The sequence below is a fragment of the Clostridium sp. 001 genome, assembly GCF_019056555.1.
Classification (GTDB): domain Bacteria; phylum Bacillota; class Clostridia; order Clostridiales; family Clostridiaceae; genus Clostridium_B; species Clostridium_B ragsdalei.
In genome coordinates, this window is record NZ_CP020473.1 from 2,728,266 (window position 1) to 2,745,827 (window position 17,562).

General features: G+C 31.0%; 13 protein-coding genes and 1 pseudogene. 13 read left to right on the plus strand and 1 reads right to left on the minus strand.

The genetic code is table 11. The annotated features are described in order from the left end of the window. Positions 1 to 87: 87 nt before the first annotated feature. The 13 genes and pseudogenes from B5S50_RS12855 (at position 88) to B5S50_RS12915 (ending at position 16,862) form a co-directional block, all read left to right on the plus strand. Positions 88 to 1,188 carry a plasmid pRiA4b ORF-3 family protein gene (locus tag B5S50_RS12855; protein WP_217302002.1) on the plus strand — a complete coding sequence of 367 codons (1,101 nt, stop codon included), beginning with the start codon at positions 88 to 90 and terminating at the stop codon, positions 1,186 to 1,188. 254 nt (positions 1,189 to 1,442) lie between these two features. Continuing rightward, positions 1,443 to 1,808: a type II toxin-antitoxin system RelE/ParE family toxin gene (locus tag B5S50_RS12860; protein ID WP_217302003.1), complete on the plus strand. Its 366-nt coding sequence runs from the start codon at positions 1,443 to 1,445 to the stop codon at positions 1,806 to 1,808. Continuing rightward, the gene (locus tag B5S50_RS12865) at positions 1,801 to 2,085 is read left to right on the plus strand and encodes a helix-turn-helix domain-containing protein (protein WP_217302004.1); all 285 of its coding nucleotides are present in this window, start codon (positions 1,801 to 1,803) and stop codon (positions 2,083 to 2,085) included. Before B5S50_RS12860 ends, B5S50_RS12865 begins: the two co-directional genes overlap by 8 nt. Before the next feature lie 411 nt (positions 2,086 to 2,496). Then, on the plus strand, positions 2,497 to 3,072 hold the full coding sequence (locus tag B5S50_RS12870; protein WP_217302005.1) for a restriction endonuclease subunit S: 576 nt from the start codon (positions 2,497 to 2,499) through the stop codon (positions 3,070 to 3,072). Beyond that, positions 3,069 to 6,278 (plus strand): type I restriction endonuclease subunit R, encoded by a 3,210-nt coding sequence (locus tag B5S50_RS12875; protein WP_217302006.1) that lies wholly within the window; start codon positions 3,069 to 3,071, stop codon positions 6,276 to 6,278. The genes B5S50_RS12870 and B5S50_RS12875 overlap by 4 nt, the downstream gene beginning before the upstream one ends. A 76-nt stretch (positions 6,279 to 6,354) precedes the next feature. Continuing rightward, the gene (locus tag B5S50_RS12880) at positions 6,355 to 7,593 is read left to right on the plus strand and encodes a restriction endonuclease subunit S (RefSeq protein WP_217302008.1); all 1,239 of its coding nucleotides are present in this window, start codon (positions 6,355 to 6,357) and stop codon (positions 7,591 to 7,593) included. Between the two features lie 31 nt (positions 7,594 to 7,624). After that, the gene (locus B5S50_RS12885) at positions 7,625 to 9,214 is read left to right on the plus strand and encodes a type I restriction-modification system subunit M (protein ID WP_217302009.1); all 1,590 of its coding nucleotides are present in this window, start codon (positions 7,625 to 7,627) and stop codon (positions 9,212 to 9,214) included. Between the two features lie 86 nt (positions 9,215 to 9,300). Next, a pseudogene (locus tag B5S50_RS12890) lies at positions 9,301 to 10,173 on the plus strand (KilA-N domain-containing protein). Between the two features lie 302 nt (positions 10,174 to 10,475). Continuing rightward, a complete protein-coding gene (locus B5S50_RS12895; protein ID WP_217302010.1) occupies positions 10,476 to 11,639 on the plus strand; it encodes an MFS transporter in 1,164 nt (387 codons plus the stop codon). 162 nt (positions 11,640 to 11,801) lie between these two features. Continuing rightward, positions 11,802 to 13,814 carry a methyl-accepting chemotaxis protein gene (locus B5S50_RS12900; protein ID WP_217302011.1) on the plus strand — a complete coding sequence of 671 codons (2,013 nt, stop codon included), beginning with the start codon at positions 11,802 to 11,804 and terminating at the stop codon, positions 13,812 to 13,814. 227 nt (positions 13,815 to 14,041) lie between these two features. Next, on the plus strand, positions 14,042 to 15,562 hold the full coding sequence (locus B5S50_RS12905) for a cell wall-binding repeat-containing protein (RefSeq protein ID WP_217302012.1): 1,521 nt from the start codon (positions 14,042 to 14,044) through the stop codon (positions 15,560 to 15,562). Positions 15,563 to 15,834: 272 nt separating this feature from the next. Beyond that, complete coding sequence (locus B5S50_RS12910) at positions 15,835 to 16,095, plus strand: YkuS family protein (protein WP_065079047.1); 261 nt, start codon at positions 15,835 to 15,837, stop codon at positions 16,093 to 16,095. 362 nt (positions 16,096 to 16,457) lie between these two features. After that, positions 16,458 to 16,862, plus strand: coding sequence for a hemerythrin domain-containing protein (locus B5S50_RS12915; protein ID WP_217302013.1), 405 nt, complete (start codon positions 16,458 to 16,460; stop codon positions 16,860 to 16,862). Between the two features lie 216 nt (positions 16,863 to 17,078). Here B5S50_RS12915 and B5S50_RS12920 read toward each other — a convergent pair whose 3' ends face one another. Next, positions 17,079 to 17,546, minus strand: a complete 468-nt coding sequence (locus B5S50_RS12920; protein ID WP_217302014.1) for a staygreen family protein — start codon at positions 17,544 to 17,546, stop codon at positions 17,079 to 17,081. Between the last annotated feature and the right edge of the window lie 16 nt (positions 17,547 to 17,562).

Consider the following 17,562-nt stretch of genomic DNA (forward strand, 5'->3'; position numbering starts at 1 on the left):
TAGAGGTTGAGAAGTTAGTATAGATGTGGCTTTTACGAGTAGGTGAGATAGGTGTTTAAAAAATATTGATGAAGGTGAGGAGAAAATATGCAAATTGCACTAACAAAAAAGCTGGCGGTTGCCATGGGAATAAATCCACCGACTATTCATGAAGTTGTAAATCCATTGTTTTCCTGGACGGCAAACTGGACTAAAGTTTGGGATAATCGTAGAACAGAGGATATGCTTGTTCTAGTGAATGATGCGACACGCTTTACTGTTGCTATTTATCAAGTTAAACGAAATTTGCTAAAAAATGTGGCGGAAATGATGAAGGCAGCCATTTCAAACACACTTCTTTCAATGAATTTAAATCAAGAGCTTGTGGCAGAATATATGCGCCTGTCAGGTGAGGTGAAATTCGTTCAAAATAGTAGCAGACAGGCAGCATCTTGGATAACAAAAGCGGGAAAAGAATGTGCTTTTTATGTAGGAAATGAATATAATGGAATTGAAAAAATGTTTAGTGATACAATAGGTGTTGCTGCAAACCGAACCATTGTCAAATGTTCTGGTACTAATAAAGAGAGGTGCTACCCTTACAAGGAAATGATTGATGCAATTTCTAAGGTTACTGGAATGCAAGCCTATAAATACCGTGCCTTTGAGTTACTTGTCACACTTGATTTAGACATATACAAGGTGGTAAGGAAAATTCTTGTACCTGCTGATATACAATTTACACAATTACACAAGGTGTTGCAGTCAGTGTTTGACTGGAGAAACTATCATCTATATGACTTTACTGTTTTTGATATAGACAAGAGTAAGCCAACTACCAGAATTGTCCCTTTTGAGGAAGACTTAGAGTATGATCAAGAAGCAATTTTGATGAAAGGTCACACCCTGTCAGAATTTCTGTTTGAGCAGAAATATATAGTCTATACCTATGATATGGGAGACAACTGGAAGCACGAAATCCAGCTTATAAATGTAATAGATGAATACGATAAGGAGTCGCCATATTTGTTAGAGGCAAGTGGTCAAACGCCACCAGAGGATGTGGGAGGGTTACCAGGATTTATTGACTTTCGTGAAATTATGATGAATCCTAACTCTCCAGAATATAGAGAAATGCGAGAATGGTCAGGATATTGGACTGTAGAGTTGAGTGATTGGAAAAAACGTCCTAGAGTTATAAGTATATGAATTTAAGTTGATATTAATATTATTAACTCAAACATTAAATCTAAATAAAAAAAGGTATCAAACATTGATGTTTACAAGCTTTGGTAAAGCAATACTTGCCATTTCCACTACTGTTATATTTGTATAATTAGCAGCTGTAATAAAATTAACCAAGCCTGTAGAGTACAGAAGATAAAATATTGACCAAGGTTATCATATATGATAACATATAATTAATAAATGCATATATTATATAAGAGGGAGAAGATATAAACGTGGATTGGAAGGTTGAATTCTACCAAAGAGAAAATGGTAACATCCCTGTAATTGAATTTTTATCATCACTCTCACCTAAAATGAGAGCAAAAGCATATAGTGAAATAGAACTTTTACAAGAGTATGGCATTTATTTAAAAGAACCTTATGTAAAACCGATTAAAGGGGAACAATACAAGGGAATATATGAATTAAGAATAAAATTAGGCTCAGATGCATCAAGAATATTTTACTTCACTTATCATAGAGATACTTTTGTATTGCTCAATGGATTTCTTAAAAAGACAGATAAAACGTCAAAACTAGAACTTGAAAAAGCAAAAAGATATAAAGAAGATTTTGAAAAGAGGTGTGAAGATGAGTAAAGCAAGTGTTGATTTCTCTGTTATTAAAGAAGAGCTTATGAAGGATAGCGAATTTAAAGAAGAATATAATAAGCTAAAGCCTCGATATGAGTTGATTTCTGAGGTGATAAAAGCAAGAAGAGAATTAAATTTAACACAAGAAGAATTAGCTTCTAGAATGGGAACTCAAAAATCAAATATTAGCAGGCTTGAAAGTGGAAATTACAATCCTTCTTTAGATTTTTTAAGTAAGCTTGCAAAAGGTCTAGGAAAAGAAATTCATATAGAACTAAGATAATATTTAATGATTTTACACGTAGAGCAAAAGCACTGCGTGTTTTTGCAAGGTGAAAAAATGTTAACCACCAGAAACAGCAAGTATAATATCCCCTCACCTCTACAAAATAAGAACTAAAATTTTTATACAATCGAAAGTCACTGGAATCAGTGGCTTTCAGTGTTTTTTGTTAAAATTAATATGTTGGTTAGGTTAAATTATTTCATTAAAATTAATGCTTAATAGTAAAAATGCACTGGAGGTGTATAAAAGAGTGCAAGGCGTGTTCACTTTTTAGTGAAAGTAATTAGTAAAAGAATAATTAAAAATGTAATTTTTTAAAATTACATTTTTAATAGTTGAAATAAAATTCGTTTTGCGATATGATTACATCATGGCAAATAAAGTAATTTTAGAAAGGCACAATATTTTATGAAAAAGTTGAGTGAATTAGTTGGATTAGTAAGTGGATCGCCCCAGTTTAGAATTACTGAAGTGTTTGATGAAAAAACACCTCTTTTTACTTATTATAGTCAAACAGATTTAACAGATGATTTGGTAGGTATTATTTCAAATGATGTGGATAATAAACAAGTCAGAACCAATGATAAAGTAAATACCTTATGCCATGGTGATGTGGTGTTTAGTTTAATCACAGGAATTGCAACGATAGTAAGAAAAGAGCACGAGGGATATCTTTATACGCAAAACTATGTTAAGTTATTACCTAGCAATAACATTGATTCAAGGTTTTTGGTTTATCTCATTAATGAAAATAAAACAATCAGGAAACAGTTTGTGCTTGGACTGCAAGGTTCGCAAGTTTTAAAATATACTCTAAAGCAACTTAAAGAGCTTGAAATACCGAAAACACCTTCCATAGATAAGCAAAAAATTATAGGACAAGTCTATTTTAATCAGTTAAGACTGCAAGCCATTAAAAATAGAGCAGCAGAACTTGAAACAAAAATCAGATTGTCCAAGTTAGAGGAGGTAAGTGAGAAATGAATGAAGATCAATTTGAAACTGAGTTAATACAATATATTACCAGTGGAACCATAACTAAACCTGAACACATAGAAGGAATCAGTGACTTTATGGTTAGTGAAACATCTGTTGATTATGTTATAAAAACAAAGTTGTGGAAGTATGAACCAAAAATTAAAACTACAGAAAAGCTTTGGGATAATTTTAAAGAGATTCTTGAAATGCACAATCAAAATACACTTGATCATCCACTAAGTACTGTGGAATTTAATCAAGTTAAAAAGATTATATGTGATATTAAAACACCATATGAAGCGGGGCAATTTTTATATGGACTTAATGGTGTATCTCAAATTGAAATTGATTTAGATGATGGTCATCATGTGTTTTTAACAGTTTTTGATCAAAAACAAATTGGTGCTGGAGATACGGTATATCAAGTAGTTAATCAAATTGAACGCCCTGCAGTTATCACTGGAAAACAAGATCGTCGTTTTGATACCACACTTCTTATTAATGGTTTACCTATAATACAAATTGAAGAAAAACGTGATACACATGATGTCAATGAAGCACTAAATCAAATGCATCAATATTCCGAAGAAAACCAATATCGTGATATTTTTTCCACTTTACAAATATTGGTGGCAATTACGCCAAATAACGTAAAGTATATGGCGAATACTACGCCGGATAAGTTCAATAAGGACTTTGCTTTTAACTGGCAGCGTAAAAGTGATAATACGATTGTGCGTAATTGGAAAGAGTTTGCTGATTCAATGTTAAGTATTCCAATGGCACATCAGATGGCTACTAATTATATGATTTTGGATGGCACGAAAAACAAACAAATGTTAAAAGTAATGCGTCCATATCAAGTATATGCTACCCAGAATGTAATTGAAAAATTAAAACAAGTTGATTTTGAGCTCGGCACAAATAAAGTAGGGTATATCTGGCATACCACTGGTTCTGGTAAAACTATAACCAGTTTTAAAACTGCGTGGCTTGCAAGTCGCATGCCGAAAATTGATAAAGTTGTATTTGTAGTAGATAGAATTGCTTTAACAAAACAAACAAATGAAAATTATAGGGCATATGATCCAGATGCAAGTGAAGATGTGATTGGTAGTGTTGAAAATACTAATAATACTACTGACTTGAGTCGTAAACTAAAGAGCAAAGATAATAATATCATTGTTACTTCTGTCCAAAAGCTTGATACCTTAGTGAAACGTAAGTCTTTTAAAGCACCTGATAAAAATATTGTATTTATAGTAGATGAGGCACACCGTTCAACTGGTAGTGAAAATTTTGAAAAGATACAAAAGGCTTTTAAGAAATCTGCCTGGGTTGGTTATACAGGAACGCCGATGTTTGATGAAACTACTAGTGGTTTACGAACTGAAGATATTTTTGGACCTTTGTTACATGCATATACTATTCGTGAAGCAATAGCAGATGGAAATGTTTTAGGTTTTAAAGTGGATTTTGAAACAACCATTGATGAAGAACAAATGAAATTAAAATATCTACCAAATTTCTATCGAGAACATTATCCTAAGTGGACTAAAGAAAAAATTATAGAGAAGATTAATAATCTAAGTCAAGAAGATATGGATGATGCAGTTGAACCAAGTTTTTATGATGAAAATCCAGATCACATCAAGTTAGTGGTTGAAGATATTTTTAAAAACTGGCGAAATCGTTCAAACGAAGGTAAGTATAATGCACTTTTTACCACTCATGTTGGTGGTGGAAAAGCCAGTACTCCAATGGCAATGATGTATTTTAATGAGTTTGGGCGGGTAAATGATGAGAATAAGAAGAATGGTGGGCAAACATTAAAAGTAGCAGTTACATTTAGCCAAAACTCATCCAATAATGATAATATGCTTGCCAGTAATCAAGGATTACATGATGCTATTAAAGCCTATAATAAAGAATTTGGTACAAGCTTTGGCATGGATGATGTAGCAGGATATACACAGGATGTTACTAATCGTTTGAATAAAACTGCTAAAGACAAGAAGTTTTTAGATATTGTGATTGTGGTAGATCAACTTTTGACTGGATTTGATGCACCAGAACTTAATACTCTTTATGTAGATAGAACACTTAAAGGGGCTGGACTTATTCAAGCCTATTCAAGAACGAATCGTATTGCTGATATGCAAGAAAAACCTTGGGGGCGTATTGTAAATTATCGTTGGCCTGCTCAAAATGAGAAATTAATGAATAAAGCTCTCGCAATTTATGCTAATAAAGATTCTGCAATTTTATCAGAAGATGAACAACATAAATCTAACCAAAAGGATGGTATCATTGCTAAACCTTTTGAAGATGTATTTAATGAAGTTAAAGAGGTAGCTCAGAAATTAGGCAGCTTAACTAATGGGTTTCAACAACTACCGCCATCTGAAAGGCAAAAAGAATATATGCTTGATTTGCTTAGAGATTATAATATTGGTATGGCTAAATTAAAACAATATGCACCTGAAGAAGTTGATGGAAATACAGTTGGTTTCAATTACGAAAATCCTGATGAGTTAGTTGAAAAATTAGGTATGACAAGTGAAGAGGAAACCATGCTTACTACAGTTTTAACCAATGAGCTTAAACAACATATATCAAAAGAAAAGAAAATTCCTTTTGATCAAATTGAGTTAAGGATGACTCATGTCAAGGATGTGAAAATAGATTATGATTATTTAACTGAATTGGTAGAACAATTATTAAACCAGGTGCATGAGGGCAAGAGTAAGGAAGCACAAGCTACGAAAGAAAAAATTGATCAATTTGCCAATGGTTTGGAAGATAGAAATTATGCTGTGAAGATTATGAATGCAGTAATAGCTATTATCAAAGGGCATTTTCCACCGGAAGGTTATAACCTTAAATATCCAGTAAAATTGAGAGATAGCGAGTATATTATTCAAGCAGCTAACAATGTCAGCCTTGATAGAATGTTTCTAGATTTCCGGGTGAAGTGGGGAATTACAGATATTATCACAAGTGCTCAGATGCGTGAATTATTTAGTCGTCATCGTTATGGTGTGCAAGATTTAGACGATACTGGTCAAATTCGAGATATAATTGCTAAAGCAACCGCGGATTATAAGACATTAGCACACAGCAAAGGGATACAAGCTTTGTCTAAAATCAAGTACCGTAATGGCTTGCGTGATGCTATTTATGAATTAGCTGATGATCAGGCTGAAAGTTAATTTATATCTAATGACACTTTAAAATTAATTATTGAACTGTTGACTATTGATTGACAGTTAAGATAGGAGATAAACTATGGATAAAAATAAAGCGAATGTACCTAAAATAAGGTTTCCAGGATTTACTGACCCTTGGGAACAGCATAGGTTTTCAGATATAACATATCTGGCTGGAGAAAAGAATCGAGACAATATTCCATATCAAAGTTATTCTATATCAAATGAAAAAGGCTTTATCCCACAAGATGAGCAATTTGAAAATGGTGGAACAATGAAAGAAGCTGATAAAAGTATGTATCTTATTGTTCAACCAAATTCATTTGCATATAATCCGGCAAGAATAAATGTAGGGTCTATTGGATACTATGATTTGCCTGAAAATGTAATAGTTAGCTCACTTTATGAGGTGTTCAAAACATCAGATGATATAGATGATAGATTTCTATGGCATTGGTTCAAATCAGATTTATTTCCTAAATTTATTGAACGCTACCAGGAAGGTGGGGTTCGTATGTATTTTTATTATAATAAGCTATGTATGTGTTCCTTGAATTTACCAGTAGTAGAAGAACAAAGAAAAATTGGTGCATATTTTGATAAGATCGACAACCTTATCACCCTTCATCAGCGTAAGTTAAATCACTTGCAAGATAAGAAGAAAAGTTTGTTACAAAAAATGTTTCCCCAAAATGGAAAATATTTTCCAGAACTTCGCTTCCCAGGATTTACTGACCCCTGGGAACAGCGTAAGTTGGGAGATATTTCAGATGTAACTAAACTTGCAGGTTTTGAATTTACTAAATATGTGATTTATTCTGACGAAGGATCAATAATTGCATTAAGGGGATTGAATGTTAAAAATGGGAAAATAATATTAGATGATGTGAAATATATTGATCAAAGTGACTTTTCTAAACTAAATCGAAGTAAGTTGTTTAGGGATGATATTCTATTCACTTATGTTGGAACGGTAGGCGAATTAGCTATAATACCTGTGGATAATAAATACTATCTAGCTCCTAATGTCGCAAGAATCAGACTAAAAAAAGAAATAAATTCACAATTTGTTATTCAAATGATAGGAAACAAAACATATTATGATAAAGTTATATTTCCATTAATAGCTACGTCATCTCAACCAGCATTAAGTATGGAGAATTTAAGAAAGTTTATTTTGAAGCTACCAAGCTTTGAGGAGCAAATTAAGATTGGTGAATTTTTTGTACAGTTAGACAATCTTATCACCCTTCATCAACGTAAGTTAAATCACTTGCAAGAACAAAAGAAAGCATTACTGCAACAGATGTTTGTGTAAAATAATTTAAAAGTAGAAAGGAATTAAAACAATGAGTAATAATCTACAAGCAATTACAAGTAAACTTTGGGCTATGGCAAATGAACTGCGCGGCACAATGGATGCATCAGAGTATAAAAATTATATATTGGCATTTATGTTTTATCGATACCTTTCAGAACATCAAGAGAAGTATTTAGTAGGAAATAATGTTATTGATGTTGTAGAGGGAGAATCTATCAATGATGCTTATCTAAAACAAGCGGTAGGTGAAGATTTGGATGATTATTTAGAAGATATTTCATCAAGTATGGGGTACGCAATTGCACCAAATGATACATGGGAGTCTTTGATTAATAAAATTAATGATGCACAAGTTATTCCTAGTGATTATCAAACTATTTTTGATAACTTTAATAAAAATGCGGAATTAAATAAAGAAGCGGTGAAAGATTTTCGTGGTATATTCAACGATATTAACTTGGGAGATTCGCGTCTTGGAAATTCTACAAATGAACGTGCAAAGTCACTCAACAATATAGTTAAGTTAGTTGATGGAGTTGAATACAAGGGGGATGATGGAAAAGATATTCTAGGTGAAATCTATGAATATTTAATCGGTCAATTTGCTGCAAGTGCGGGTAAAAAAGGCGGAGAATTCTATACACCTCATCAAGTAAGTAAAATTTTAGCTAAAGTAGTTGCGAGCGGTGTAAAAAAATCAGATGAATTTTTTAATTTATATGACCCAACAATGGGCTCAGGTTCCTTACTACTTACTGTTGGACAAGAATTGCCTAATGGCACGCCTATGAAGTATTTTGGTCAAGAGTTGAATACAACAACTTATAACTTGGCTCGTATGAACTTGATGATGCACGATGTGTCTTATAACAATATGACACTAAACAATGCTGATACTTTGGAAAGTGATTGGCCAGATGGACCAGATGAAAAAGGGATTGACCACCCACGCAGTTTTGATGCAGTGGTTGCAAATCCACCGTATTCTGCAAAATGGGATAATGATGAAACCAAATTAAAAGATCCACGTTTTAGCGATTATGGGAAATTAGCACCAGCTTCAAAAGCAGATTATGCTTTTATATTGCACAGCATATATCATTTAAATAATACTGGTACAATGGCTATTGTTTTACCTCATGGCGTGCTATTTCGTGGCGCAGCAGAGGGTAAAATTCGTAAAGCTCTGATTGAAAAAAATTATCTTGATACTGTTATTGGCTTGCCAGCTAACTTATTTTATGGAACAAGTATCCCAACAATTATTTTAGTATTTAAGAAGAATCGTAAAACGAAAGACATATTATTCATTGATGCAAGTAATGATTTTGAAAAAGGTAAGAATCAAAATAACTTAAGTAATGAGAATATAGATAAAATTATCAATACATTTAAAGAACGTAAAGATGTTGATAAATACGCTCACGTAGCATCAATTGATGAAATTAAGGAAAATGAGTTTAACTTGAATATTCCGCGTTATGTTGACACTTTTGAAGAAGAAGCTCCAATTGATTTGGAAGAAGTAAATAAGCAGTTAGAAGAAGATAATAAGGAAATTGCAGAACTTGAAGCAGAGATTAATGAACAATTGAAGATTTTAGGTGTAAAAAGTTAGATTTGTTGGTAGTGGGAAAATAAGACAAGCTAATTAGCTATATGATAAAATAATATTATTAAATGGCAAGAAGCGAGGTGTAATTAATGCCTAAAGAGAAAGAGTATAAAGAAACTATACATGCAAATGGAACAAATATTTCTGTTGTCTCAAAAGGAAATGAAGATGATTATATAAGCTTAACTGATATTGCAAAACATAAAAATCCAGATTATCCCGCCGATATAGTTAAAAATTGGTTAAGAAATAGAAGTACTATAGAATTTTTAGGATTGTGGGAGAAGATGAACAATTCAGATTTTAAACTGGTCGAATTCGACCAGTTTAAAAATCAAGCTGGTTCTAATGTATTTGTGTTGTCACCACAAAAATGGGTATCAGCAACAAATGCAATTGGTATTGTTTCAAAATCAGGTAGGTACGGTGGAACATATGCTCATAAGGATATTGCTTTTGAATTTGCTTCATGGGTTTCACCAGAATTTAAACTTTATATAATTACGGACTATCAAAGATTAAAACAAGATGAAAATAGTAGGTTATCTCTTGAATGGAATGTAAATCGTGTACTTTCTAGAGTAAATTATAAGATACATACAGATGCTATAAAAGAAAATTTAATTTCTAACGATTTAACAAATAAGCAAATAGGATTTACATAAGCAAATGAGGCAGATATGTTGAATATGGCTCTGTTTGGAAAAACTGCAAAACAGTGGCGTGATGAGAACTCAGATTTAAAAGGAAATATAAGAGATTATGCAACAATTGAGCAGCTTATTGTAATGGCAAACCTGGAAAATATGAATGCCAATTTTATTGAAAAAGGTTTAGAACAAAGAAAAAGACTTATAGAGTTAAATAAAATAGCAAGAACACAGTTAAAATCACTATTAGATAATAAGAGCGTTAAAAAACTAGAGGACTTAAATAGAAAACAGTTAGGTAATGGTAAATAAAATTTTTTTAAATTTAAAATCTGTCCGTTTTGTCCGGCCCATATGTGTTATTATAGTAGTATAGGAAAAGAATAAGAATTATCGGCCTTGAGAGATAGAACTCTTAGGGCTTTTATTATTGTTTGAGAAATTATGAGTTTAAGATTTTGCCTATGTCATCAAAGATTATAGCTGCAAGATAAGGTAAAATTCCTATATAGAAATTTGGAATTATAAGGAATATAATATAATTTAAATAAATATCATTTGAAATTCAAAGGGAGTGAGTAATTACGGAAAAAAGTGTTTTTACCAGATATGAAATGAACTTTGTTGTAAGTTTAGGGATTGCAATGGCTTTAAGACAGCTTGCTATGGTTATGATACTTCCATTTATGTCTGTGTATGGTAATACATTATTATATAATACTCCAGCACTTGTAGGTATAGCCATTGGAATATATGGTTTAATTCAAGGAATTATGCAGATGCCTTTTGGTAGTTTAAGCGACAAAATTGGAAGAAAAAATGTCATAACAATTGGTTCATTATTTTTGGCAGCAGGATTAACTTTGGCGGCAATAGCTGATAATATTTATTTACTTATACTAGCAAGGGCATTACAAGGGGTAGGTGCAGTAGCTGCTGTTTGTTTTTCGTGGATTGGTGACAATATTGCAGATGAAAAAAGAAATCAAGCCATGAGTATTGTTGGTATCTTTAGTGGGTCTGCAGGAGTAGTTGGGTTTGTTGGAGGACCTTTTTTGTATAACATACTTTCAGTTCCTAAATTATTTGCATATTGTTCAATTCTAGTGTTTTTATCATGGATTTATATAGTGATATTTCTTAAAAAAGATGATGTTAAGAAAACAAAAGAGAAAGGAAAAAAAGTTGATTATATAGGATTATTTAAAAATAAGTTATTTACAAAACTAGCTATTTCAGGCTTCATTGCAAGCTATACAATGGTAAGCATATTTTATATCGTTCCTCAATTATTAGAGAAAAGTATTGGTGCATCTTCAATGTGGAAAGTATTTTTACCAGCAACTTTAACAGGTATTATCATCATGATTGTTTCTTCAAAATTGGCAGACAGAGGAAAGTTATCGATGATAGCATTTTTTTCATTTACAGGTATATTGGTTGGAGGAGGAAGTCTCTTCTTTAACAATTTTTATATTATACTTTTGGGAACTACTTTTTTCATGGCAGGATATATGAATCTTAGCGCAATACTCCCGGGAAGTGTAACGAAACTTTCTACAAAGGAAATTAGAGGAACTATTACTGGTATCTACAATACAGTACAATTTATTGGATCATTTGCGGGTGGAACCTTGACAGGCATATTATGGGGAATAAATAGTTATTTTCCAGCAGTGTTTATTATTATAGTTAGTATACTAGGATGTATTCTTGTTAGAAAATTGGAAACTATAGACAAACATACATCTACTGATGAAATAAAAGTACATGAGTAGTGTAGGATATAATTAAATTATTGTAGAGAATATAGAAAGGTATAAATCACATTTTAGCAATTTATGCATAAAAATGGTCATTAGTAGACAAAAAAGTGGTATAGTTATATTAATAAGGTAATTAGTTTAAAAACTTATTAATATTTATGTGAGAGGTAAGGAATGAAACAAAAATTAAATAATTCAATAAAAGTAAAAATTTTAGTTATACCTATGATTGTAATGTTTGTAATTATAGCAGTTATAGCATCGGTATCAATAGCCGCATCAAGAAATAAAATATTATCTCAAATGAAATCTGATGGAATTAATATGGGCAATCAAGTTTCTAAGGATATGGGAAAAAATAATATGGCAGTGGATACCTTGAATGAATCTATTGATGAAAGAATAAGGACACTTGCAGGATTTGTAATTGCAAATAAAAGTAATTTAAATAATGATTATTTAAAAGCTTTAGCAAAGCAATTTAATGTAGATGAAATAAATGTTGCGGATGCATCTGGAAAAGTAACATATTCGAATTTAGAAAGTAGTTTCTTAACACCATTTACCAGCAAGGATGCATCATATGCTGTGCTTAAGGGTGAAAAGCAAGAATTAATGGAGAATATAAGAAAAAGTACTGATAATAATGACTATTATAAATATGGGGCTGTAAAAGATCCAACTGGTGGTATGGTTCAAGTAGGAATTATTGCAAATAAGGTTCAAAAATTAACTGATTCACTAAAGACTCAAGTTTTAATAGACGACATGGTTAAAGATAAATCTATAAAGTATGCTTTATATGTGAATAAAGATTTAAAAGTTGAAGCAGATAGTGATAAGAATGAAATAGGGACAACATTAAAAGATAGTGCAACTAAAACTGCTATAGAAAAAAGAGCAACTTATTGTTCTCAATATAGATATAAAAATATTAATGTGTACGATATAATGGTTCCTGTATATAAAAATGGAGAATTTATTGGTTCTGTTGATATAGGTATGTCAATGGAAAATGTAGGCACAGCTATCCGTAATACTATAGTTATCATAGTATTAGTATCTATTGTAATGTTTCTTCTATTTGCACTAATACTTATTAAAATATCAAGAGGAATAGTTATTCCTTTAAATGATTTAGTTAATGTTTCAAAAAGAATAGCTGACGGGGAATTAAACAATGATATAAATGTAAATGGTAAAGATGAAATAGGATTACTTGCAAGTTCATTTAGAGATATGGTAGGAAATTTAAAAAATACTATTTCCACGATAAAAAGTGGAACGTTAAATGTGAATACAATGTCATCTGAATTAAATTCGAATTCTGATGATGTGAAAAATGCTGCGAGTGAAGTTGCAAAAGCTATACAGGATGTAGCTAAAGGGGCTACTGAACAGTCAAATGATCTCATGAATATTTCTGATATAGTATCTAATTTTGCAAAAGAGCTTGATGATATGAGTGAAAGACTTTCAAAGGTTAATAAAAGTTCAAGCTTTACGGAAACCAAAGCTAAAGATGGTAATGAGAAAATAAATATTTTGCTTAAATCAATAAATGAAGTTAATAGTTTATTTGAGGTAGTGATAAATAAAATAGAAAGTTTAAGTTATAGTGTTTCTAAAGTAGGAGAAATAACTGGAGTAATAGATGGTATTTCAGAGCAGACTAATTTATTGGCACTTAATGCTGCAATAGAAGCATCAAGAGCTGGTGAAGCAGGAAAAGGTTTCTCAGTAGTTGCTGAAGAAGTTAGAAATTTAGCTGAACAGTCAAAGGATTCAACTGAAAAAATAAACAAGCTTATAACGAATATAACAGGAGAAACAAAAAATGTAATTGAAACTTCAAACAATGTTAAAGTTGCTTTTGTAAACCAATCTGATATTGCAAAAAATACTATGAAATCTTTTGAAGATATGTTATCAGCAATTAAAGATATAAGTACTTTAATTAATCATACTTATAGTTCTGTTGGAACTATTATGAAATCAAAAGATACTATTTCAAGTAAGATGGAATCACTTACAGCTGTGTCAGAAGAGACTTCTGCATCATCAGAAGAAATATCAGCATCATCAGAAGAACTATATGCATCATCTGAGAATGTAGCTAGTTTTGTACAGAATCTCAATAAAGTTGCAGCGGAACTTGATGAAAGTGTAAGTAAATTTAAATTATAAAAATGAAAATTATAATTGTTAGACATATATAAACCAATGAACCGCCTGTAGGTGGCTTAAATAGATGCTTACAGGCGGTTGTGTTTTTTGAATAGTATAGCTCCATTAGCAAAACAAATTGTTAATTGATTTATCATGTGTTATATTATTTTCTGTAGGTATTTTGTTATCATTTTTACTCATTTAAAGATAATATTTACATCATACTATAATAAGGGAGAAACAAAATGAAAATTAGAATTAAATTACTATTCATGTTATGTGCTTTAGGGACAAGTCTATTAACTACTTCAACTAGTGTATTTGCAAAAAATAATGTTAATAGGTTAGCAGGACAAGACAGATATGGGACAAGTAATGCAATAGTTTCACAAGGATGGACACAATCAAGTTGTGCAATTTTAGTAAATAGTCAGAACTTTCCTGATGCAATAACTGCTTCACCTTTAGCTAAAAAATTTAATGCACCTATTCTTTTAACTGATACTAGCAGTTTAACTAATTCTACTAAAGAAAAATTACAAGGCTTAGGTGTTAAAAATGTGTTTATTATTGGTGGTGTAGGAGTTGTAAGCCCACAGGTAGAAAATACACTTAAAAGTATGGATATTAGTGTAAAACGAATATGCGGACAAGATAGGTATGAAACTTCTGTTAATGTAGCAAAAGAACTAGGTACTTCTAAAGGGGTATTTATTGTAAATGGAGAGCATTACGAAGATGCACTCTCAGCAGCTCCAATTGCAGCTAAATTACAATATCCTATAATGTTAGTAGATCAAAATTATGTGTCTGATATGGTTAAAAACTATATAAATAATCAAGTAAAAACTAATAATACAGAAATAAATGTTATAGGTGGACAGGATGTATTATCTAATAATGTGGTAAGTTCATTAAATCCTACTAAAACCTATAATCAATCAACTAAATATGATAGAAATTTAGCTTTAATAAATAATTATAAGGGGCAATTAGATTTAAGTACAGTTTACTTGGCTTCTGATAAAGGTTTTGCAGATGCTCTTTCGGGTTCAGTATTAGCAGGTAAGAATGGAAATCCTATTATACTAGTTGGCGATAGTAATCAAAACAGTGTAAACAGTTACATTACTAATAACAATGTAAGTAACGTAACTATACTAGGAGGAATTGGAGTATTAAGTAATGATGTTGTTGCAGGAATTACAGGTAACAGTAATGTAAACAGTAATAACAGTGATAATAATACTGCTGTTGCTGCAGATAAAGTTCACCAAGAATTACAAGTATATAATAATTTATTAAATGATACAGATTGGCAGAGAAATAATGGAATTATATTTTCTGGTGATGGTAAAAGTACTATAGACAATCATTGGATTATAGATATAGATCAGGATGGAGTATATGAAATGTTAGTACATCATGGGAGTTGTGAGGCAAACTTAACAATGTCTGTAATTACATATAATAATGGAAACATTAAAATAGAACATTTACCAAGTGATCATAACTATAGTGCAGACTATAGTAAATCTGAAAAGGTACTATTTACTCATGGTGGTAGAGGCGGCTCTAATTATATTACAGGATATAAGTTAGAGAATGGACATTGTGAGAAAGTATTTACAGCTTTTAGTAATGAAGCTAGATATGGTGATTCGGAACAGGCTAAGGCTGCTTATAGAATAAATGAACAAAATGTTTCTAAAAAAGATTATGAGGAAGCTTTCAAAAGGTTCGGTAGTATAGATCATCTAGAGTAATTTTAAAACAAGCCATAACGAACTTTAAAAAATTAGAAGCATTAGTGAGCTAAACTCCTAGTGTTTTTAGTTTTTTATGAGAATATGACAATGTATCTGGTTTTGTACAGAAGCTCAATAAAGTTGTAGAGGAACTTGATGAAAGTGTAAGTAAGTTTAAATTATAAAATTATAATACACCATTATGAAACAAACAACTTTTATTAAAATAAACGTGATAAGTATGTATATCCACACCTATGAGTGGAAAAATAAATATGAGGTGATAACATATGAAAAACATTGGTGTGGAAAAAGGGTTGTCTAGAATGGCAGATTATCTAAATTCTCAAGGATATTCAGTGCAAATTTTAGGAGAAGATCTTGAGAATAATGTTTCAAAGTGCAAAAATTTAGATGCAATTGTTACAGCAGGATATAATACAGATATGATGGGTTTTAGTGATACTTCTACAAAAGTTCCTGTTATTAATGCTGACGGTTTAACACAAGAAGAAGTAAAGAATATGATTCAGCAGAAAACTACTAGATGATAATATCAGCATTTCTGTTTGCAGAATGTAGGATATGAGGAACTAACATAGAAATATAATAGGATTAAGGAGTTGAAATACCTTAGTCCTATTTTTTATGTGTGGAGGGGCATTGTATGGTAGTCTATGGTTCAATTATAAATACAGTTTGCCACCTTTAAAATTTCTATATATCTAATTATATACTCTGTTAAGAGAAGTATACTTTAAGTATATTTTTAATGTATACTTAAATCAATTCCATTTGTAAAATTTAGTAAATAAGTATTAAAATAAGTTAAAAAGGATGGTAACAAATGATACTGAACTTATAATTTTTCAGTGATAAACTAATAGTAAATCAATTCTAAGGAGGAAAGAATATGGATATAGTAAGTTTAAAAAGGCAGCATAGCGAAGTAATGGATTTGGCTAATTATATATTGAATAATATTAAAAAGTGTACTGTAGATGAAAACATACATGAAATTGCTCAAAATATAAATACTATTACTGGCAAACTTAAGATACATTTATTAAATGAAGATAAATACTTGTATCCTTATCTTTTAAACAGTCCAGATAAAGCATTGAATACGTTTGGTAAAAAGTATAGTGAAGAAATGAAGAAAGTTACTGAAGCATATGAAAATTATAAATCAAAATATAATACATCTAATAAGATCAGGAATAATATTGAAGGGTTTAAACAAGATACAATACAAATTTTTAAGGTCTTATCAGATAGAATAGATAGAGAAGAAAAGGAGTTATACCCATTACTATAGACATCAAGTTTTATATAGTATTAAAGAAGATGATATGGTTGTATATAGAGAAAAGTGGAATATTAAAAGCTTAGTTAAATTTAGTTTGTAAAAATATAGCTAAGCTTTTTTAAAGTATATCTTTAAGCACTAGTTATCTAAAAGGACCAACAGCATGCTAAGTCCTGTGCTTTTAATATAAGCAATGACCTCATCTACAATTAAAATAAGAGATGTCTATATGCTGGAAGGTTTACTAATATTGTAATTTGAAAAAGTTCCCCAGTTTTCTATTTTATTAAACTCGGAAATAGTTGACATAAAGTAAACTATTATTGGAGAATTATCTAATTCAGGATGTGCACTAAAAAATTCTTTATCTCCATATCTAATAGCTTCTAAGGCAAGAGGTAATTCACGTCTAAATATATAATTTCGCATAGTTATAACCCTTGGGCTGAATGCCCCACCTACATATAGATGTATATAAAAAGAGTAGCTCTTACTTTTTTTAATCCATTTACCAAGAACTTCATCTCTCGTAGGATTAATTTTATCATAGGCATAGCTTAGCCCAATAGTCAAAAAAAGCTCGGCAGTTATATCAGAATGGGTAAGTGTGTAGTGTCTGGGTACAATAGGCTCCGTAGTAGTAATTCCTTTTCTAAATTCCACTGAAAGTTTTTTAGGATTCAATATACTCATATAATTCCTTCTTAAT